The sequence below is a fragment of the Tepidimonas taiwanensis genome, assembly GCF_020162115.1.
In the GTDB taxonomy this organism is placed as follows: Bacteria; Pseudomonadota; Gammaproteobacteria; order Burkholderiales; family Burkholderiaceae_C; genus Tepidimonas; species Tepidimonas taiwanensis.
Window position 1 is genome coordinate 2,480,694 of sequence record NZ_CP083911.1, and the last position, 17,522, is coordinate 2,498,215.

The following is a 17,522-nucleotide window of genomic DNA, read 5'->3' on the forward strand; positions in this document are numbered from 1 at the left end:
CGCCCACCCCGCCCGGGGGGACGCACCGCCGCCCGTCAGGCCAGCACTTCGGTCAGGAAGTCGTGCATCGCCCGCCACGAACGCGCATCAGCCCGCGCGCTGTAGACGGTGCCGAAGTCCGGGTCGTTGGCCTCCGGGTTCGTGAAGGCGTGCATCGTGCCGCCGTACGCGTGCAGCTGCCAGTCGGCGCCCGCGGCGCTCATTTCCTGTGCAAAGGCGAGCACCGCCTCCGGTTTGGCCATCGGGTCGTCCCAGCCGTGCAGCGCCAGCACCCTGGCGTCGATGCGCCGCCCGGCCGTGTTGCCCGGCGGGGTGAACAGCCCATGAAAGCTCACCACCCCCTTGAGCGGCAACCCGCAGCGCGCCATGTCCAGCACGCTCAGGCCCCCGAAGCAAAAGCCGATCGCCGCCAGCCGCTGCGCGTCCACCTCGGGCTGCGCGGCCAGCGCCTGCAGCGCCGCGCCCAGCCGCGCCTGCAGCAACGCCCGGTCTTGCACGAGCGGCGTCATCAGCGCGGCGTTTTCCTCGCGCGTGCGGCCGCGGCGGCCCTTGCCGTAGACGTCCATCGCAAAGCCGACATAGCCGCGCTCGGCCAGCGCGCGCGCCTTACCGTCCTCGAACGCGCTGCGCCCGGCCCAGGCGTGGGCCACCGCCACGCCGGGCCGCGGGCCGGCGTGAGCGTCGTCCCACGCCAGCAGGCCTTCGAAGGTGACGCCGTCGTGGGTGTATTCGATGGTGCGGGTCTGGATACTCATGCGCTGCGCTCCCCTGAAGCCTCCGGGCCCCGTCGCCCGACGCGCGGTCATGGCAACCGCGCTCACCGCCCGCCCCTGGGGCCCGCTGCACAGGGCCGGCGCAGGCATTCTAGGCCAACGCGACCGTGCGCCGTCATCCAGCCGGCGACAGGCGGAAGCGCTGCACGTGCTCGGCCAGGTGGCGCGCCTGCTCCTGCATCGCCATCGCGGCGGCGGCCGTCTGCTCCACCAGCGCGGCGTTTTGCTGCGTCATGTGGTCCAGTTGCCCGAGCGCCTCGTTGATCTCACCGACGCCCTGCGCCTGCTCCTGGCTCGCGCGGGCGCTGTCGGCGATCCGCTCGCCCAGGCGCTGCACCTCGGCGATCATCGCGTCGATCAGCGTGCGCGCGTGGCCTACCTGGGCCGCGCCCTGCTGCACGTCGGCAACGCTGTGCTCGATGAGCGCGCGGATCTCACGCGCCGCCTCGGCGCTGCGCTGCGCCAGCGACCGCACCTCGCCCGCCACGACCGCAAAGCCCCGCCCCGCCTCGCCGGCGCGGGCTGCCTCCACCGCCGCGTTGAGCGCGAGGATATTGGTCTGAAACGCCAGACCGTCGATGACGGCGGTGATGGCGGCGATGCGATCGCTGCTGGCGCGGATCGCGTCCATCGTCGCCACCACGTGCGCCACGGCAGTGCCGGTGTCCTGCGCGTGCCGGCCCAGCGTCTGCGCCTGCTCGCTGGCGCGCTGGGCGGCGTCGGCCGCCTCGCGAATGCGCCCGGTCAGCTCCTCCATGCTCGCCGCGGTTTCCTGCAGACGGCTCGCGGTCTGCTCGGTGCGGTTGGAGAGGTCCTGGTTGCCGTGCGCGATCTCTTCCGTCGCGGTCTGCAGCTGGGCGCTGGCGTGGCGCACCTCGGCGACCAGCGCCGCCAGCTGCGTGCGCATCGATTCGAGCGCCCGCGTCATCTCCCCGAACTCGTCACCGCGGCGGGTGTCGAGCGCGTGCGTCAGGTCACCCCCTGCGAGCGTGTTGGCAAACGCCACCGTGCGTTGCAGCGGCTGGCGGATGTGGCGGATCAGGAACGCCGCGCCGACCACGATGCCCAGCACCAGCAGCCCCATCGCCGTCGAGCCGAAAATCATGTTGTGGCGCCGCCGCGCTTCGAAGTAGACCTGCGCGGCCTCGAGCTCGGCGCGCTGGTGGTCGGCCAGTTGCCGCAACGCCGCCAGATAGGCGGGGATGCGCGCGTTGTAGCGCGTCTCGAGCACCTGCATCGCCGCGGCTTCGTCACCGGCGTCGCGCAGCCGCTGCGCCTCTTGGAGCGCCTGCTCGACCTCGCGGCGCACCGTCATGATCGTATCGAGCAGTTCACGCTCGCGCCCGTCGGTGGCGTGTCCGACGATGCGCGACTCCAGCTCGGCCATGCGCCGACGCGCCTCGGTCATCGGCGCCAGGTACAGCGCCTCCAGCAGCGGGTGGCGGGCAATGAACAGCGCCTGTACCCGGCTGAGGTCCGTCTCCACCATCCCCGCCCAGAGCGACGCGGCAAACAGCTGCTCCGTGCGCTCGCGGATCGTCGCCTCTGACGCCCGGCTCGTGCGCGCCGACTGCGTGGACACCGTGACCACGACGGCCACGATCGCCAACACCAACGTCCCCACTCCGACCCACAGTTTGGTCGCCAACCGCCAATCCCGCATACGCTGCCTCGCTGTCGCTTGCCGGCCACCATGCGCTAACGGGCGGCCGGGCGCTGCACTCTAGCGCACCGCGCGGCTGGCGATTCTAGGGGTTTTCACTGAACGAACGTTCGTTCGTTTTTAGGCCCAGCACATCGAACATGTCGAACAGCCCCCGGGACTGGGTGGCGAGGAAGCGCACCGCCCGCAGGCTGCCCTGCGCGTAGGTCGCGCGGCTGCTGGACTTGTGGGTGATCTCGATGCGCTCGCCGCTGCCGAGGAACATCACCGTGTGGTCGCCCACCACGTCGCCGCCGCGCACGGTGGCAAAGCCGATCGCGCCGGCCGGGCGCTCGCCCGTGTGGCCGACGCGCTCGTACACCGCACAGTCCTTCAGGTCCCGCCCCTGCGCGGCGGCGATGACCTCGCCCATCTTGAGCGCCGTGCCACTCGGGGCGTCGACCTTGTGGCGGTGGTGCGCCTCGACGATCTCGATGTCGTAGCCGACGGCCAGCGCCCGCGCAGCCATCTCCAGGAGTTTGAGCGTGACGTTGACGCCCACGCTCATGTTGGGTGCCATCACGATCGGAATGTCGCGCGCGGCGGCCGCGATTTCGGCCTTTTGCGCGTCGTCGAACCCGGTGGTGCCGATGACCAGCGCGGTGCCGTGGCGCCGGCATGCGGCCAGGTGGGCCATCGTCCCCTCGGGGCGGGTGAAGTCGATCAGAAAGTCGCTGACAGCCAGCGCCGCGTCCAGGTCCGCGCCGATCGCCACGCCGGCCGGCTGGCCAAGGAACGCGGCCGCGTCCTGGCCGAGCGCGGGGCTGTCGGGCCGGTCGAGCGCGGCCGACAGAACACAGTCGTCGGCGGCTTGCACGGCTTCGATGAGCATGCGGCCCATGCGGCCGCTGGCGCCGGCGATGGCGACACGATAGGGGGGTTGGGCGGTCATGACGACGGTCGAAACAGGAGGGGGGCCACGGCCGACGGCCGGTCAGCGGGGTTCGAGCGGCGGATAGGACCGCGCCGTGGACGCCGCCGCCGCGTCCGGGGCCGCCTCGGGGGACGGGGGCGTGGCCGGGGCGGACGTGCCCTTGGCCTCGAATGCGCGCAGCTGTTCCTCGCTCGCCTCCAGCGCCGGTGCCTGGCCGGCGGGACGGCGCGCAGCAAGCGAGGCGACGAACTCCTCCTCGGTCGGCAGCTCGTCGGCCTGCACGCGCGCCAGCCGGTCACCGTCGAAGAACACCGTCACCACGCGGCGCTGCGGCGGCTGGCCCTGGCGCTGCAGCGTGAAGACGTAGTCCCAGCGGTTGGCGTGGAAGACGCTGGCCACCAGCGGCGTGCCGAGGATCGCCTGCACCTGCTCGCGCGTCATGCCGGGCTGCAGCGCCTGCACCTGCTCGCGCACCACGACGTTGCCCTGCAGGATGTCCATGCGGTACGGCGTGATCACGCCGCCGAGGCTGGCCAGCCGCGCCGTCGCGCCGTCGAGCGAGGCACAGCCCGCCAGCAGCGCCCCGGCGAGGGGCACCGTCCACGCGTACCGGCGGGCAACGAGGGAGGTGAGCAGGCGGGCGGCAACGTTCATGGCGGGCGAAAAATAAACGCGCAAAGACACAGAATCTGGCGCGAGGTTATATCATCGGCCCATTGTAGTGGCGCACGCCCCACGGCGTGGCCCCAACCCCATAGCGCAGCCCTCATGACCGGCATCGAAGAACTCAAGAGCACGGGGCTCAAGGCCACGTTGCCGCGACTCAAGATCCTGGAGATCTTCCAGTCTGGCCGTCAGCGCCACATGACGGCCGAGGATGTCTTCAAGGTGCTGCTGGAAGAGCAGTCCGACATCGGGCTGGCGACCGTCTACCGGGTGCTGACGCAGTTCGAGCAGGCCGGCATCCTGGTGCGCAGCAATTTCGAGTCTGGCAAGGCGGTCTACGAGCTCAACGAGGGCCAGCACCACGACCACCTGGTGTGCCTGGACTGCGGTCGGGTGGAAGAGTTTTACGACGCCGAAATCGAACGCCGCCAGCAGGCAATCGCCCAAGAGCGCGGCTTCCAACTGCAAGAGCATGCCTTGTCACTGTATGCGCACTGCATACGCGAGGACTGCCCGCACCGCACCAAGCCGCGCCGCCCCTGAGCGGAAAAGACCCCGCAAAGGGCTCGGGGCGCAAGCTCAGTCGTCACGCAGCATCGCGGCGCGCTGGCGCTGCACGAACTCCTGATAGGTGTCGATGCCGCGCAGTTGCAGGATGGTGTTGCGCACCGCCGCTTCCACCAGCACCGCGATGTTGCGCCCCGCCACCACCGGGATGACCGCCTTGCGGATCGCCACGCCCAGCACGTCCTGAAACAGCGGCTCGCTGGGCAGCCGCTCGTATTCGCGGTCCAGCGTCGCCTGCCGCACCAGGTGCACGATCAGGCGCAGCCGCATCTTGCGCCGCACCGCCGTCTCGCCAAAGATCGCCTTGATGTCGAGCAGGCCGATGCCACGCACCTCCAGCAGGTTTTGCAGCAGCTCCGGGCAGCGCCCCTCGATCGCGGTTTGGCTCACGCGGTACAGGTCGACCGCGTCGTCCGCCACCAGGCCGTGCCCGCGCGTGATGAGCTCCAACCCCAGCTCGCTCTTGCCCAACCCCGACTCGCCGGTGATCAACACCCCCAGCCCGAGGATGTCCATGAACACCCCGTGCAGCGTGGTGCGCTCGGCAAAGTGGCGCGACAGGTACGCGCGCAGGACGTCGATGACGAAGGCCGCGGACGCCGCCGTGGCAAAGAGCGGGATGTGCGCGCGTTCGCACATCGCCACCAGCTCCGCCGGCGGGAGCTGATCGTCGGCCACGACCAGCAGCGGCGGCTCCAGCGTAACGATGCGCGCCACGCGCCGGCGGCAATCCTCCTCGGTGGCGTTTTGCAGGTACGCCACCTCGCGCGCGCCCAGCACCTGGGCCCGGTAGGGGTGTATGTGGTTCAGGTAGCCGACCAGATCGGCGCCGGAGCGCGCCTCGGACACCGCCTTGTCGTCGAAGCGCCGCTCGGACGCCGTCTGCCCCGCGACCCACTGCCACTTCAGGGTTTCGCGGTGGTGCTCGAACAGGGCGTCGGCACTGACGGCGCGGGGCTTCATCGGCGTGCGATCCCGCGGGGCAGGGGCGGCGACCGCCGGCGCGTCAGGCGGCGGCGTGCGCCGACTGCCAGCTCGCGATCAGGCCGTGCAGCGTGGCGGCGTTGTCGGCGCTGCGCAGCTTCTCGCGCAGCGCGGCGTCGCTGAGCAGTTCGGCGATTTCGGACAGGATTTCCAAGTGCTTCTGCGTCGCCGCCTCCGGCACCAGCAGGAAGATCAGCAGGTTGACCGGCTGCTCGTCCGGCGCGTCGAACCCGATCGGCTGCGCGAGCTGGAACACCGCCGCCATCGGCTGCTTGAGGCCCTTGATGCGCCCGTGCGGAATCGCCACGCCGTGCCCCAGGCCGGTGGAGCCCAGGCGCTCGCGCGCAAACAGGCTGTCGGTGACGAGCGCCCGGTTGAGCCCGTGCAGGGATTCGAACAGCAGCCCCGCTTCCTCGAACGCGCGTTTCTTGCTCGTGGCGTCGACGGCCACCAACACGTGCTCGGGCGGCAGGATCGCAGAGAGTCGGTTCATCGCTGTGCCTTGGAACGAGGGGTGCATTATGCCGCCAAGCCTGCGGCGATGTCATCGCCCGGAAACAACAAACCGCTTGCGGAGCAAGCGGTTTGTTGCACTGCAGCAACGCTGCTCAGACAACCTCTTTCTTCATCGGCAGGTGGTGGTGCTCCTGGACCTTGTCCTTGTAGCGCAGCACCTGGCGGTCGAGCTTGTCGGCCAGCTCGTCCACCGCGGCGTACAGATCGGCGTGGGTGCTCTCGGCGTAGATGTCCTTGCCCTTGACGTGGATGTTGCACTCGGCCTTCTGGCGGTGATCCTTGTCCTTGATCTTGTCCACGGTGAGCAGCACGCGGATGTCCACCACCTGATCGAAGTGGCGCGAGATGCGTTCCAGCTTGCTGGTCACGTAGTTGCGCAGGGCGGGGGTCACCTCGAGGTGGTGTCCACTGATGGTCAGGTTCATGAAGAGCCTCCTTTCGCTCCGGGATGGTGCCCGGCCGCCGACGGCCGGACGGCGCGGTGACGGTCCGTCACCCGCTCGCCCCTACTATGCCCGTTTGACGGCGGTGTGACAAGCACCCCGAGGGCCGACCCTGACGTCCCCACACCCGACACCCCCCATATCGGCGGCTCGCTCGCCATTTTTTCAATGGATCGGGGCGTGGGTGTAAGCCCACGGCGTTTCGCACGACCAAGCCACACACAGCGCTGGCAAAGCGCGCCTGCCGCTGCGACGTCGTTACCCCTTCCTGGAGATTGCCGATGAACGCCCCCATTGCCCGACTGGCGCTGGAACCCCAAACCCTGGCCTCGACCATCGGCGTGGCCCACGACGTGCTGGCCGCCGCGCAAGCGCGGCTGGGCTTCGTGCCCCACATGTACACCCACATGGCCAATGCGCCCGGGCTGTTGCACACCTACACCACCGGCTACGAGCACTTCCGACAGGCGAGCGGCTTCACCCCCGCCGAGCAGGAGGTCGTGTTTCTGACCATCAGCCGCTTTCACCGCTGCACCTACTGCATGGCGGCGCACAGCATGATCGCCGACAAGGTCTCCAAGGTGCCCGCCCCCGTGCTGCAGGCGCTACGTGATGGCACGGCCATTCCCGACGCCAAGCTCGCCGCCTTGTCCGCCTTTACCCACGCGATGGTGGAAAGCCGCGGAGCCCCCACGCCCGAGCAGGTGCAGGCGTTTCGCGCGGCCGGCTACGGCGACCAACAGGTGCTCGAGATCATCCTCGCCATTGCGGTCAAGACGCTGAGCAACTTCAGTAACCACGTGCTGCACACCCCGGTGGACCCGGCTTTCCAGCCATACGCCTGGCAGGCTTGATGTCGCGACACGCGTCGGGTGTGTGTAAGAACCCCGACGCTCGCGCGACCAACGATCGTCACGTCGCCTCGACGGCCCCAGCGACGCTGACACCTCCTCCAGCTGGGGCCAGTATCCGCACAGGAGTCACATCATGAATCAGCATCTGTCCGCTGCCGCCCTCACGCTCGCGCTGGGGGCTGCCCTGGCCACCGCCGCCACGACCGCCTCGGCCCAATCCTCGGGGCAGGACATGGGGATGGGTGGCAAAGAAAAATGCTATGGCGTCGCCCTCAAGGGCAAGAACGACTGCGCCGCCGGGCCAGGCACCACCTGCGCCGGAACGTCGAAGAAGGACTATCAGGGCAACGCCTGGAAGTTCGTTCCCGCGGGCACGTGCGAAAAGACCCCGTCACCCACGTCGCCCACGGGCTTCGGCCAGCTCAAGGAATTCAAGGAAAAAGCGTAAGCCGATGGCGCCGAGGCCCGCGACACCCGTCGCCGGGCCGACGCGCCATCCCCCACAACGTCCCCCCCGTGGAGTGCGCCGATGCCGCCTGCCCCCGCCGCCACGCCAAACGACCGCCTGCCCGCGCGCGGCGGGCTCGGGCTCAAGCCGGCGTACTTCCCCACCATCCTCGAGCAAGGCCCGGACGTGGGCTTCTTCGAGGTGCACGCGGAGAACTATTTCGTCGCGGGCGGCCCGATGCACCATTTCCTCGGCCGCATCCGCGAGCGCTACGCCCTGTCCCTCCACGGGGTGGGGTTGTCCATCGGCGGCGAGGGGCCGCTGGATCGTGCGCATCTGGCGGCGCTCCAGCGTTTGCTGGATCGTTACCAGCCGCAGGCGTTTTCCGAACATCTGGCCTGGTCCAGCCACGGCGGGCATTTTTTCAACGACCTGCTGCCGCTTCCCTATACCAACGCCACCTTGCAGCGCGTGTGCGCGCACATCGACCAAGTGCAGCACACACTGGGCCGTCGCCTGCTGCTGGAAAACCCCTCGACCTATGTCGAGTTCGCCGCGTCCACCTGGGACGAGGCGGACTTCATCACCGAAGTGGTGCGCCGCACCGACTGCGGGCTGCTACTCGACGTCAACAACGCGTACGTGAGCTGCACCAACCACGGCCGTGACGCGCACGCGTATCTGGCGCGGCTGCCGCTGCACGCGGTGGGCGAAATCCACCTCGCCGGCTTTGCCGAGGACGTGGACGCGGCGGGCGCGCGGCTGCTGATCGACACCCACGGTGCCCCCGTGGACGATGCCGTGTGGGCCTTGTACCGGTACGCCCTGCGCCACACCGGCCCGGTGGCCACGCTGATCGAGCGCGACCAGCACCTGCCCGCCTTCGCGGTGCTGCTGGCCGAGGCGCATGCCGCCGATGCGTGGCTGGCCGAGGCGGCCGCGCAGGCACCGATGCGCGCGGAGGTGGTGTGATGCTCGCCTGGACGCACGCGCTGCTCGACCCTTCGGTGCCACCGCCGCCCGGCCTGGTCGCGTGGAACGGCTCGGACGTGACGCCGCGCTTTGCGGTGTACCGCAACAACGTCGTGGTCTCGCTCATCGACGCGTTGGCCGACACCTACCCGGTGGTGGCGCAGCTGGTCGGCGAGGCCTTCTTTCGCGCAATGGCGCGCGAATACGTGTGCGCACACCCACCCACCACGCCGGTGCTGGCGCACTACGGGGGCGATTTCGCCGCGTTCATCGAGGGCTTCCCGCCGGCGGCCCCGGTGCCGTACCTGGCGGACGTGGCCCGCGTGGAGTGGGCCAACCTGCAGGCGCTGCACGCCCCGGATGCGCCGGTGCTGACCGCAGCCGCCTTGCAAGCGGCGCTCGCCGACCCCGAGCGGTTGCCCGCGCTGCGCCTCCATTTACATCCCTCGCTGCACGCGTTGCGGTTGCGCCACGCCGCCGTGTCGATCTGGGCCGCGCACCACGGACACGGCGCACTGGAGACGATCGACCCCACGCGCGCGGAATGCGCCGTGGTCGTGCGCACCGACCTCGTGGTGCAAGTGATCCCCGTGGATGAGGCCGCCCTGGCCGTGCTCGACGACATCGCCGCGGGTTGGCCCCTCGGGGCGGTGTTGGAGCGCCTGACGGCGCGCGCCGCGCCGCTCGATCTGGGCCCATGGCTGGGCCGGCTGCTGCAGGTCCACGCCCTGAGCGCGCTGAGCCTCACCCCCACCAATACCGATTCAACCGAGGAGACGCGATCATGAACCCCTGCCCCGCCTGGACCCAGTGGCCGCGCCGCGTCATCGCCGGGTTCGAACGCATTCCGCACAGCGCCATCGCGCTGCTGGCGCGGTTTTCGATCGCGGCCGTGTTTTGGAAATCGGGCCAGACCAAGATCGAAGGGCTGGCCATCGACCTCATCGATGGGCAGTGGCAGCTCGGTTGGCCCCGTCTGTCCGACAGTGCGGTGGAGCTGTTTCGCAGCGAGTACCGGCTGCCCCTGCTGCCGCCGGAGCTGGCGGCCTACCTGGCGGCCTTTGCCGAACACCTGTTCCCGTTGCTGCTGTTGATCGGGCTGGCCACGCGGTTTTCCGCCCTGGCGCTGCTCGGGATGACCGCGGTGATCCAGTTTCTCGTCTACCCCGGTGCCTACCCGACGCACGGCACCTGGGCGGCGGTGTTGCTGTACCTGATGGTGCACGGGCCGGGGACGGTCTCGATCGATCACCTGATCGCGCGCCGCTGCCGTCACGGTTGAGCCAGCCCACGCTAGCGCAGTGCTTCGATCACACCGCCGTGCGGTGGACGAACGCGCCCCTGCCAAACAACACCCCTGCACGTGCAAGCTGCTGACGGCGCTCGACGCCATCGCCAAGCGCAGCACCCGATGGAACCCCGCGCTTCATCACACCGGACCGCGCAGACGGCTGTTCAACGTGGGGCCGACGGCGTCTCCCCACCCGTCGCGGCGGCGGCGCGCTCATCCTGCCCTTGCGCATAGGCGCGCGCGATGCGGCGCAGCGCGCCCATCTGGTCGCGAAAATTGCGGCAACCCGCACACATCATCACGTGAAAACGCAGCGGCAGGGTTTCCCCCAGCGCCAGCTCGCGCTCGAGCGCTTCGGACATCAGGCGCGTGGCCTCCACGCAGTTGAGCATGGGCTTCATCGGGGGTCTCCCGCAAACCAGTGGTTTTCCAGGCATTCGCGCAGGCGCAGCCGGGCGCGGTGCAGCATGACGTGGAGGTTGCTGACGGTCAGGCCCACGCTGGCACAGATCTCCGGCGTTTCCAGCTCCAGAAATTCGCGCATCATGAACACGCGCGCCTGCTTGGGCGGCAGGTGCGCAAGGCACGCGTCGAACACCCGCCAGAACTGTGCGTCGTGCAACGCCCCTTCCGGATCGGCCCAGTGCTGAGGGCGCTCGTCGGCCTCCCAATAACCACGCCGGTCGAACAGCTCGTGCAGATCCTCATCGTCTTCGTCCGCGAAAGCCAGGCTGCCCACGTTGACGCTGCGCTGGCGCCGCCGCAGCTCGTCGGCGATCTTGTTTTTGAGAATCGCAAACACCCAGGTCTTGAACGCGGCGCGCCCGGCAAAGGAACCCGCGTTTTGCATCGCCCCGATCAGGGCTTCCTGCACCGCGTCTTCGGCGGCGTGGGCGTCGGACAACTGCAAGGTCGCAAAGTGCAGCATCTGCCGCCGCAGTTCGTCCAGAAATGCACCTTCGAAAGGCACCGACGGCTTTTCAGGAATCATTGAGCTGCCCGCATCTTGCCGCATTTGCCCGATCACCGCGACACCAGCTCGGACACCGGCAGCGCCGCGACGATAGTGTGCACGGTTTGCGCGATCAACGCCTCATCCACCTCCGGCACGAGTTGTGCGGGTGCGCCCTGGCGGCCCGTGGGCACGGCCCGTAGACCAGCGGGGTCCGGCTGCAGTTCGAATTCGCCCGTGCAGTTGCGGCAATACAGGTGCTCGCCCGCCTGGTGGTGGCGGCGCAGCACCAGCGTGGGACCGCACATCGGGCAGTTCTGCAGCGGTATGCCCTCATCGCTGTGCCCGATCACGTGATCGAGCGTCGCGGCGTCCAGGCTGAGCAAGGCGTCGGCCGCGGACGCATCGAACTGGCGCTCCCGCATCATCCGCACCTGCGCCAACGCCTCGTCGCGCGGCATGTCGGCGCGGTAAGGGCGGTGGCTGGTCATGGCATCGAAGGCGTCGCACACGCCGACGATGCGGGCATCGAGCGGGATGTCATCGCCGCTTGTATGTTTCATACCAGACCAGTGCGGTAGAGTTTGACTGCCGACGAGGCGGCCAGACCGGCCCGTGCAGTTTGGTATCCGCTGGGGTGATCGAGCCCGTGTCTGAGTACAGAGCGCACGGCCGCCGTGCTGGTCTTCCTCAAGCCCGAACGGTTACGCGCGCTGGCCTGTCCGAGCGCGCATGCACAAGCAAGGGATCCGAAGACCATGTCTGCTTCCTCTGTGGTGGTGGGCATCGACGTGGCCAAAGCGCATGTCGATGTCTGTGTGCTGGGCGCCCAGTTCAAGGCCCAGCGGTTTGACAACCAGGCCGAGGGCCACTCGGCCTTGACGGCGGCCCTGAAGCCGCTGGGGGTGGCGCTGGTGGTGATGGAGGCCACTGGCGGGTATGAAACGGAGCTGGCCTGCGCGCTGCAGGCGGCCGGCTTGCCGGTGGCGGTGGTCAACCCGCGCCAGGCGCGTGACTTCGCCAAATCGATGGGCCGCCTGGCCAAGACCGACGCCATCGATGCGCGCGTGCTGGCCGAGTACGCGGCGGTGCTGCTGCGCCGCGAGGACCTCACGCGCTTGCTGCGCCCGCTGCCCGATGCGCAGCAGCAGTGGCTCGCCGCGCTGGTCACACGCCGTCGGCAGCTGCTGGCCATGCTGCTGGCCGAACGCCAGCGCCTGCAGATCACGCCCCGCGGGCTGCACCCGAGCATCGAGGCGGTCATCGCGGTCATCAAGGCCCAGCTCGACGAGATCGATGGCCAGATGGTGGGCCACGTGCGCGAGCACTTTGGCGAGCTCGATGCGCTGCTGCAGTCGGCCCGCGGCATCGGCCCGGTGGCCAGCGCCACGCTCATTGCCGAGCTGCCCGAGCTCGGGCGGCTCAATCGGCGCGAAATCGCCGCGCTCGTGGGCATCGCCCCCATGGCCAACGACTCGGGCGCGAGCAAGGGGCGACGACGCATCCAGGGCGGGCGCTTCGACGTGCGCCGCGTGCTCTACATGGCCACACTCACCGCTTGCCGCGCCAACCCCGTCATCAAGGCTTTCTACGAGCGCCTCATCGCTGCGGGGAAGTTGCCCAAGGTGGCACTGGTGGCGTGCATGCGCAAGCTGCTGACCATGCTCAATGCCATGGTCAGATCCAACAAACCTTGGGACAGCTCGCTTCACAACTCGCCTCTCGGCGCTTGACAGAAAAGACGGTTACTCAGACCGCGCGGATAGCCCCGCCCGTCCGGGCGCTCGTGGTGCAGCCCCACGGCGTTGCGCACCACGGTGGCGAGCGGGTGTCCGGCCAACATGCGCACCCCCATCGTCGGGTGCGTCTGGATTACCGCGTATTCGTCGGCGCTCAGGGTGCCGGCCTTGCGCAGGATCGCGTCGGGCACGGCCACCTTGCCCAGGTCGTGCAAAAAGCCGCCGAGGCTGATGCGCGCCACGTCGGCGGGCGGCAGCCCCATCGCTTGGGCGACGAGCCACGCGTAGCGCGACACCCGCCACAAGTGGCCACCGGTGTAGGGGTCGCGCGCCTCCACCACCCAGGCCATCGTCAGCAGACTGGCCAGCAGCGATTCGGCCGCCGTGCGGCGCGATGCGCCTTCGCGGCCGGCGGGATCTGCCCGGCTTTCCCCGCCCCACCACTTCGTCACCCAGCTCATCGGGCCGCCTCCTCTGTGTCGGTCTCCAAGGTGCCGCCCGAAAAGCGGGCGATGAAACGACGATCGATCGCATCCTTCCAGCGCCAGACCCAGGCACCTTCCGCGCTGAACGGCCCCCACGAGGCGATGGCGTAGCGACGCCCACAGGCCAGTAGGTACAGCGAATACCGGCGCGGCCGGTAGACCGCCAGGGCTGCGCTGCGCGGCGGGGCCAGCAGATTGTGCGCCAGAACGGGGCCGGCGTGCACCGCATGTACGCCCGAGCGCGCCATCGGCACGTCCACCCGGCAACACACGTCACCGGCCGCATAGACGTCGGGATGCGACACGCTGCGGTGATGGGCGTCCACCGCGACGAAGCCGGCTTCGTCGCAGCGCAGCCCCGCATCCGCCAACCACGCGGGGGGTCGCGCCCCGGTGGCCGCAAGCACCACGTCGGCGTGCACCACCTGGCCGTCTTCCAGCATCACCCCGCGTTCGTCGCCCACGGCGCGTTGTGTCAGTATCGCGATATCCGCGCGCTGCAGTTGCCGCACGGCCCGCCGCCGCACCCCGGCGGCGTGGCCCGGCAATACGCCCGCGGGTCCGGCCACCAGCATGACCTCGGCCTCGGGCGCGTGGCGGCGCAGGGCGTGCCGGGCCGCCAGCGCCAGCTCGAACCCCGCTGCACCGCCCCCGACGACGCACAGCCGGAACCCCGGTTGCGCACCGGCCTGTGCCAGCAAGCGCGGCCAGGCGGCGATGAAGCGATCCAGCGGCTTGATCGGCAGCAAGCGCGGCCCGGTGGCCTGCAGCCAGCGAACGTCCGTTTCGCTGCCCACGTCGAGCGAAAGACGCTCGTACGCCAATGTCTGCCCGTCCGAGAGGTGCACGCGGCGTTGATTCGCGTCCAGTGCCACGACATGGGCGACCACTGTACCCCTGTCGTGCCCCGATTGCATGTTCAGCCCCTCGATCGACGAAAAAACCACACCACCGTCTTCTGCTCGTCCCACTCCGTCGCGTCGGATAGGGTATTTCTTACAGGGGCTGCGGCACAATGTCCGTAAGAACGACCCCGCGTTGGGCGACTCAGGCGCACGTCCCAGCCAACGTTTGGAGCCCATTCCATGCAAGCACCCCGCATCGGCATCATCGGTGGCAGCGGCCTCTACCAGATGGAGGGGCTGAAAACCCCAGGAACACCACCTCGACACCCCTTACGGCGCACCGTCGGATGCCATCGTCACCGGCACGGTGCACGGCGTGCCCGTGGCGTTTCTGGCCCGCCACGGCCGTGGCGCACGTTTCGATGGCGCAGCCCGTCTGCCCGGTACTGGCGGACGTGCTGGCCCAAGCCGTGGCCGCCGTGCCGGCCGAGGGCACCGCACGACTGCACCGCGGAGGGGTCTATGTCTGCATCGAAGGGCCGCAGTTTTCCAGTCTGGCGGAATCGCATGGGTACCGCAGCCTGGGGGCCAGCGTCATCGGCATGACCAACATGCCCGAAGCCAAGCTGGCGCGCGAGGCACAAATCGCCTACGCCACGCTGGCCATGGTCACCGACTATGACTGCTGGCACCCGCGCGAAGCACACGTCAACGCGGAGATGGCCATCGGCAACCTGATGAAAAACGCCACCCGCGCGCAACGCATCGCCGCGCACGCCATCGCGCTGGTGGACCGCTTGCAGCCCCTATCGGCGGCACATGACGCGTTGCGCCAGGCGTTGGTTACACCGCTCGATGCGATGGCACCGGCCGTGCGCGAGCGCATATCCGTGTTGTTGCGCTGATGACCCCCGATCGCGGGGATCGATGGCCCCCATTCCGCAGGCACTCGCATGGCGCTGGAAACGCTGATCGCATCGAGCTTCGAACCCCCACTGGGCAATGAACCACGACGTCGCGCGCTGGTGCTGATGGGCGGCGGCGCACGCACGGCGTACCAGGTGGGCGTGCTGCGCGCGCTGGCCCGTCTGCTGGGCGAGCGCGCGTTTCCGTTCCAGATCGTGCTGGGCACCTCGGCCGGTGCACTCAACGCGGCGTACCTGGCCAGCCACGCGCGCGACGGCACGGCGGCCTTCGACCGGCTGGCGGCGTTTTGGTCGCACCTGCGCTCGGACCAGGTGTATCGCCTCGCGGCGTGGCGGCTCGGGCCGCCCAACCTGCTGACCGCGGGGCTGACGCTGATGTGGCAGGTGCGGCGTCACCGCGCCCTGCTCGACGCGATGCCGCTCGTGGACACGCTGCACCGCCATTTGGACTTGGGGCGCATCGATGCCGCGTTGCAGGCCGGCGTGCTCGACGCGGTGGGCGTGACGGCGTCCAGCTATACGAGCGGCGAGCACTGGACGTTTTTCCAGACGCACGACGCGCGACTCGCGCCGTGGCGACGCCCGGGCCGCCGCGCCGAGGTGCAACCCCTCAGCATCGAACACCTGATGGCGTCGGCGGCGATCCCGTTTCTCTTTCCGGCGGTGCCGCTGTGGGTGGACGGGCACAAGGAATATTTTGGCGACGGCTCGATGCGCCAGCTCTCGCCGCTGTCGGGCGCGATCCACCTGGGCGCGCGGCAGATCCTCGTGATCGGCGTGGGCCAGCCGCAACGCGCCGGGCTGACCGCGCGCAGTGGCGGGCCGGAGGAACCCAGCGCCGGCACCATTGCCGGGCACGCGCTCGCCAGCGTCTTCCACGACACCTTGCAGGCCGACGTGGAGCAGGCGCAACGCGTCAGCCGCACGCTGGCGCAGCTGCCGCCGGCCGTGGCCGCGCTGCTGCCGTACCGCCCCGTGCAGGTGCTGGCGCTGCAGCCCAGCGCGTCGCTGGACGAGCTGGCCCTCAAACACGTGTCCGAACTGCCGGCTGCGACGCGCGATACGCTGGCGGGACTGGGTGCGTTGGAAACGCGCCGGCGCGGCACGAGCAGCGCCGCGGCCCTGGCCAGCTACCTGCTGTTCGAGCCGGGCTTCGTGCACGCGCTGATCCGGCTCGGCGAAGCGGACGCGATGCAGCGCGCGGCGGAGCTGCGCGCATTCTTCGACGACGACGGCGCCGATGCCGGGACGCGCGCGGATGCCCACTCGGTGCGATAATCAACGACGTTTCCATTCTTGGAGATCCCACCGTGGACAGCAGCCCTAGTCGCGTGCTTTCGGTGCCGGATCGCCGCGTCTGAGGCGCTGCCCCTTCCCCGCCATTGGGGTACCGGCGTCGGGTCCGGCGGCCGGCGGTCGAAAGCACCCCCGATCACCGTCGCCCCACCCCCGTCAGCCGGAAGCGCCCCATGCTCAACGTCTTCACGCTCGTCAACGGCCGCCTGTTCCAGGAAGAAATCGACTCCCTGGAAGACCTCGCCCGCTTCAAGCCCATCTGGGTCGACATGGAGGACCCCACGCCCGAGGAGCGGCGCTGGGTGCGCCAGCACTTCGGCCTGTCGATCCCGGAAGACGCGATGGACGACGACATCGAGGAGTCGGCGCGCTTCTTCGAGGAGGACAATGGCGAGCTGCACGTGCGCTCGGACTTCCTGATCGCCGACGAGGACGACCCGCGGCACGTGCGCGTGGCCTTCATCCTCAACGACCGCAACGCCGAGCTGCGCAGCCACGGGGTGCTGTTCTCGATCCACGACGAGGACGTGCCGGTCTTTCGCCTGCTGCGCCTGCGCGCGCGCCGCATGCCGGGGCTGATCGACGATGCCAAGGACGTGCTGCTCAGCCTCTACGACGCCGACGCCGAATACTGTGCCGACACCATCGAAGAGATTTACGAGGACCTCGAGCGCATCAGCGCCAAGGTGCTGTCGGGCCACGTGACCGACGACATCGCGGGCGAGGTGCTGGCGGCGATCGCGCGACACGAGGACATGTCGGGCCGCATCCGGCGCAACATGATGGACACGCGCCGCGCGGTGAGCTTCCTGATGCGCTCGCGCATGCTCAGTGCCGAGCAGTTCGAGGACGCGCGCCAGATCCTGCGCGATCTCGACTCGCTCGACAGCCACACGGCGTTTCTGTTCGAGAAGATCAACTTCCTGATGGACGCCACGATCGGCTTCATCAACATCAACCAGAACAAGATCATCAAGATCTTCTCGGTGGCGTCGGTGGCGCTGCTGCCGCCGACGCTGATCGCGAGCATCTACGGCATGAACTTCGAATACATGCCGGAGCTGTCGCAGAAATGGGGCTACCCCGCCGCGCTGCTGCTGATGGTGGCCAGCGCCGTGGGGCCGATGCTGTACTTCCGCAAGCGCGGCTGGCTCAAATAACGGCCTGCCGGAAAGGAGCGTGTCGCGTC

Annotated in this window: 22 protein-coding genes; 10 read left to right on the forward strand and 12 right to left on the reverse strand. The window is 69.2% G+C overall.

Annotated features, from left to right (window positions below; all coding sequences use genetic code 11):
- Window positions 1–35: 35 nt before the first annotated feature.
- From LCC91_RS11700 to LCC91_RS11715, 4 genes are all read right to left on the reverse strand, one after another.
- Window positions 36–755: a dienelactone hydrolase family protein gene (locus LCC91_RS11700; protein ID WP_043702300.1), complete on the reverse strand. Its 720-nt coding sequence runs from the start codon at window positions 753–755 to the stop codon at window positions 36–38.
- A 133-nt stretch (window positions 756–888) separates the two neighbouring features.
- Window positions 889–2,421, reverse strand: coding sequence for a methyl-accepting chemotaxis protein (locus LCC91_RS11705; RefSeq protein ID WP_185974931.1), 1,533 nt, complete (start codon window positions 2,419–2,421; stop codon window positions 889–891).
- A 100-nt stretch (window positions 2,422–2,521) separates the two neighbouring features.
- Window positions 2,522–3,367, reverse strand: coding sequence for a 4-hydroxy-tetrahydrodipicolinate reductase (gene dapB / locus LCC91_RS11710; protein ID WP_043702297.1), 846 nt, complete (start codon window positions 3,365–3,367; stop codon window positions 2,522–2,524).
- A gap of 42 nt (window positions 3,368–3,409) precedes the next feature.
- Window positions 3,410–4,003 carry an outer membrane protein assembly factor BamE gene (locus LCC91_RS11715; protein ID WP_043702411.1) on the reverse strand — a complete coding sequence of 198 codons (594 nt, stop codon included), beginning with the start codon at window positions 4,001–4,003 and terminating at the stop codon, window positions 3,410–3,412.
- A 114-nt stretch (window positions 4,004–4,117) separates the two neighbouring features.
- Between LCC91_RS11715 and fur the strand changes: the two genes are divergently transcribed.
- Entirely contained in the window at window positions 4,118–4,558 is a 441-nt protein-coding gene (fur, locus tag LCC91_RS11720) for a ferric iron uptake transcriptional regulator (RefSeq protein WP_043702294.1), read from the forward strand.
- A gap of 36 nt (window positions 4,559–4,594) precedes the next feature.
- Here the strand turns inward: fur and hprK are convergent, their stop codons facing one another.
- From hprK to hpf, 3 genes are all read right to left on the reverse strand, one after another.
- Window positions 4,595–5,545, reverse strand: a complete 951-nt coding sequence (gene hprK / locus LCC91_RS11725; protein ID WP_143898508.1) for an HPr(Ser) kinase/phosphatase — start codon at window positions 5,543–5,545, stop codon at window positions 4,595–4,597.
- A gap of 43 nt (window positions 5,546–5,588) precedes the next feature.
- A complete protein-coding gene (locus LCC91_RS11730; protein WP_043702288.1) occupies window positions 5,589–6,059 on the reverse strand; it encodes a PTS sugar transporter subunit IIA in 471 nt (156 codons plus the stop codon).
- A 115-nt stretch (window positions 6,060–6,174) separates the two neighbouring features.
- On the reverse strand, window positions 6,175–6,507 hold the full coding sequence (gene hpf, locus LCC91_RS11735) for a ribosome hibernation-promoting factor, HPF/YfiA family (protein WP_043702286.1): 333 nt from the start codon (window positions 6,505–6,507) through the stop codon (window positions 6,175–6,177).
- Between the two features lie 299 nt (window positions 6,508–6,806).
- Between hpf and LCC91_RS11740 the strand changes: the two genes are divergently transcribed.
- From LCC91_RS11740 to LCC91_RS11760, 5 genes are all read left to right on the forward strand, one after another.
- Window positions 6,807–7,379, forward strand: coding sequence for a carboxymuconolactone decarboxylase family protein (locus tag LCC91_RS11740; protein ID WP_043702280.1), 573 nt, complete (start codon window positions 6,807–6,809; stop codon window positions 7,377–7,379).
- A gap of 133 nt (window positions 7,380–7,512) precedes the next feature.
- Window positions 7,513–7,827, forward strand: a complete 315-nt coding sequence (locus LCC91_RS11745; protein ID WP_043702278.1) for a BufA1 family periplasmic bufferin-type metallophore — start codon at window positions 7,513–7,515, stop codon at window positions 7,825–7,827.
- Window positions 7,828–7,908: 81 nt separating this feature from the next.
- A complete protein-coding gene (gene bufB, locus LCC91_RS11750; protein ID WP_043702276.1) occupies window positions 7,909–8,799 on the forward strand; it encodes an MNIO family bufferin maturase in 891 nt (296 codons plus the stop codon).
- Window positions 8,799–9,587 (forward strand): HvfC/BufC N-terminal domain-containing protein, encoded by a 789-nt coding sequence (locus LCC91_RS11755; RefSeq protein WP_043702274.1) that lies wholly within the window; start codon window positions 8,799–8,801, stop codon window positions 9,585–9,587. The genes bufB and LCC91_RS11755 overlap by 1 nt, the downstream gene beginning before the upstream one ends.
- Entirely contained in the window at window positions 9,584–10,081 is a 498-nt protein-coding gene (locus tag LCC91_RS11760; protein WP_052231664.1) for a DoxX family protein, read from the forward strand. The genes LCC91_RS11755 and LCC91_RS11760 overlap by 4 nt, the downstream gene beginning before the upstream one ends.
- Window positions 10,082–10,254: 173 nt before the next feature.
- Here LCC91_RS11760 and LCC91_RS11765 read toward each other — a convergent pair whose 3' ends face one another.
- The 3 genes from LCC91_RS11765 to LCC91_RS11775 are packed head-to-tail and all read right to left on the reverse strand — an operon-like array spanning window position 10,255 to window position 11,605.
- A complete protein-coding gene (locus LCC91_RS11765; protein ID WP_224440940.1) occupies window positions 10,255–10,491 on the reverse strand; it encodes a zf-HC2 domain-containing protein in 237 nt (78 codons plus the stop codon).
- Entirely contained in the window at window positions 10,488–11,081 is a 594-nt protein-coding gene (locus LCC91_RS11770; protein WP_043702272.1) for an RNA polymerase factor sigma-70, read from the reverse strand. Before LCC91_RS11770 ends, LCC91_RS11765 begins: the two co-directional genes overlap by 4 nt.
- Before the next feature lie 32 nt (window positions 11,082–11,113).
- Window positions 11,114–11,605: an HD-GYP domain-containing protein gene (locus LCC91_RS11775; protein WP_052231662.1), complete on the reverse strand. Its 492-nt coding sequence runs from the start codon at window positions 11,603–11,605 to the stop codon at window positions 11,114–11,116.
- 195 nt (window positions 11,606–11,800) lie between these two features.
- On the opposite strand from LCC91_RS11775, the gene LCC91_RS11780 reads away from it, so the two are divergent.
- A complete protein-coding gene (locus LCC91_RS11780; RefSeq protein WP_224440939.1) occupies window positions 11,801–12,775 on the forward strand; it encodes an IS110 family transposase in 975 nt (324 codons plus the stop codon).
- Here the strand turns inward: LCC91_RS11780 and LCC91_RS11785 are convergent.
- Window positions 12,751–13,242, reverse strand: coding sequence for an HD-GYP domain-containing protein (locus LCC91_RS11785; RefSeq protein ID WP_082007490.1), 492 nt, complete (start codon window positions 13,240–13,242; stop codon window positions 12,751–12,753). The genes LCC91_RS11780 and LCC91_RS11785 overlap by 25 nt on opposite strands.
- A complete protein-coding gene (locus LCC91_RS11790) occupies window positions 13,239–14,183 on the reverse strand; it encodes an FAD-dependent oxidoreductase (protein WP_224440941.1) in 945 nt (314 codons plus the stop codon). The genes LCC91_RS11785 and LCC91_RS11790 overlap by 4 nt, the downstream gene beginning before the upstream one ends.
- Before the next feature lie 335 nt (window positions 14,184–14,518).
- Here LCC91_RS11790 and LCC91_RS11795 point away from each other — a divergent pair, with 335 nt between their 5' ends.
- The 3 genes from LCC91_RS11795 (at window position 14,519) to corA (ending at window position 17,493) form a co-directional block, all read left to right on the forward strand.
- A complete protein-coding gene (locus LCC91_RS11795) occupies window positions 14,519–15,016 on the forward strand; it encodes a phosphorylase family protein (protein ID WP_231572166.1) in 498 nt (165 codons plus the stop codon).
- A gap of 48 nt (window positions 15,017–15,064) precedes the next feature.
- The gene (locus LCC91_RS11800) at window positions 15,065–16,315 is read left to right on the forward strand and encodes a patatin-like phospholipase family protein (RefSeq protein WP_052231433.1); all 1,251 of its coding nucleotides are present in this window, start codon (window positions 15,065–15,067) and stop codon (window positions 16,313–16,315) included.
- A gap of 191 nt (window positions 16,316–16,506) precedes the next feature.
- Window positions 16,507–17,493, forward strand: coding sequence for a magnesium/cobalt transporter CorA (gene corA / locus LCC91_RS11805; RefSeq protein ID WP_043699449.1), 987 nt, complete (start codon window positions 16,507–16,509; stop codon window positions 17,491–17,493).
- Window positions 17,494–17,522: the final 29 nt, after the last annotated feature.

Excerpts from the sequence above, each read along its gene's own strand:
- LCC91_RS11760 (WP_052231664.1), top strand. The coding sequence starts at position 9,584 with ATGAACCCCTGCCCCGCCTGGACCCAGTGGCCGCGCCGCGTCATCGCC.
- LCC91_RS11745 (WP_043702278.1), top strand. The coding sequence starts at position 7,513 with ATGAATCAGCATCTGTCCGCTGCCGCCCTCACGCTCGCGCTGGGGGCT.
- fur (WP_043702294.1), top strand. The coding sequence starts at position 4,118 with ATGACCGGCATCGAAGAACTCAAGAGCACGGGGCTCAAGGCCACGTTG.
- LCC91_RS11740 (WP_043702280.1), top strand. The coding sequence starts at position 6,807 with ATGAACGCCCCCATTGCCCGACTGGCGCTGGAACCCCAAACCCTGGCC.
- dapB (WP_043702297.1), bottom strand. The coding sequence starts at position 3,367 with ATGACCGCCCAACCCCCCTATCGTGTCGCCATCGCCGGCGCCAGCGGC.
- LCC91_RS11790 (WP_224440941.1), bottom strand. The coding sequence starts at position 14,183 with ATGCAATCGGGGCACGACAGGGGTACAGTGGTCGCCCATGTCGTGGCA.
- LCC91_RS11730 (WP_043702288.1), bottom strand. The coding sequence starts at position 6,059 with ATGAACCGACTCTCTGCGATCCTGCCGCCCGAGCACGTGTTGGTGGCC.
- LCC91_RS11780 (WP_224440939.1), top strand. The coding sequence starts at position 11,801 with ATGTCTGCTTCCTCTGTGGTGGTGGGCATCGACGTGGCCAAAGCGCAT.
- LCC91_RS11700 (WP_043702300.1), bottom strand. The coding sequence starts at position 755 with ATGAGTATCCAGACCCGCACCATCGAATACACCCACGACGGCGTCACC.
- LCC91_RS11800 (WP_052231433.1), top strand. The coding sequence starts at position 15,065 with ATGGCGCTGGAAACGCTGATCGCATCGAGCTTCGAACCCCCACTGGGC.
- hpf (WP_043702286.1), bottom strand. The coding sequence starts at position 6,507 with ATGAACCTGACCATCAGTGGACACCACCTCGAGGTGACCCCCGCCCTG.
- LCC91_RS11715 (WP_043702411.1), bottom strand. The coding sequence starts at position 4,003 with ATGAACGTTGCCGCCCGCCTGCTCACCTCCCTCGTTGCCCGCCGGTAC.
- corA (WP_043699449.1), top strand. The coding sequence starts at position 16,507 with ATGCTCAACGTCTTCACGCTCGTCAACGGCCGCCTGTTCCAGGAAGAA.
- LCC91_RS11770 (WP_043702272.1), bottom strand. The coding sequence starts at position 11,081 with ATGATTCCTGAAAAGCCGTCGGTGCCTTTCGAAGGTGCATTTCTGGAC.
- LCC91_RS11765 (WP_224440940.1), bottom strand. The coding sequence starts at position 10,491 with ATGAAGCCCATGCTCAACTGCGTGGAGGCCACGCGCCTGATGTCCGAA.
- LCC91_RS11785 (WP_082007490.1), bottom strand. The coding sequence starts at position 13,242 with ATGAGCTGGGTGACGAAGTGGTGGGGCGGGGAAAGCCGGGCAGATCCC.
- LCC91_RS11775 (WP_052231662.1), bottom strand. The coding sequence starts at position 11,605 with ATGAAACATACAAGCGGCGATGACATCCCGCTCGATGCCCGCATCGTC.
- bufB (WP_043702276.1), top strand. The coding sequence starts at position 7,909 with ATGCCGCCTGCCCCCGCCGCCACGCCAAACGACCGCCTGCCCGCGCGC.
- LCC91_RS11755 (WP_043702274.1), top strand. The coding sequence starts at position 8,799 with ATGCTCGCCTGGACGCACGCGCTGCTCGACCCTTCGGTGCCACCGCCG.
- hprK (WP_143898508.1), bottom strand. The coding sequence starts at position 5,545 with ATGAAGCCCCGCGCCGTCAGTGCCGACGCCCTGTTCGAGCACCACCGC.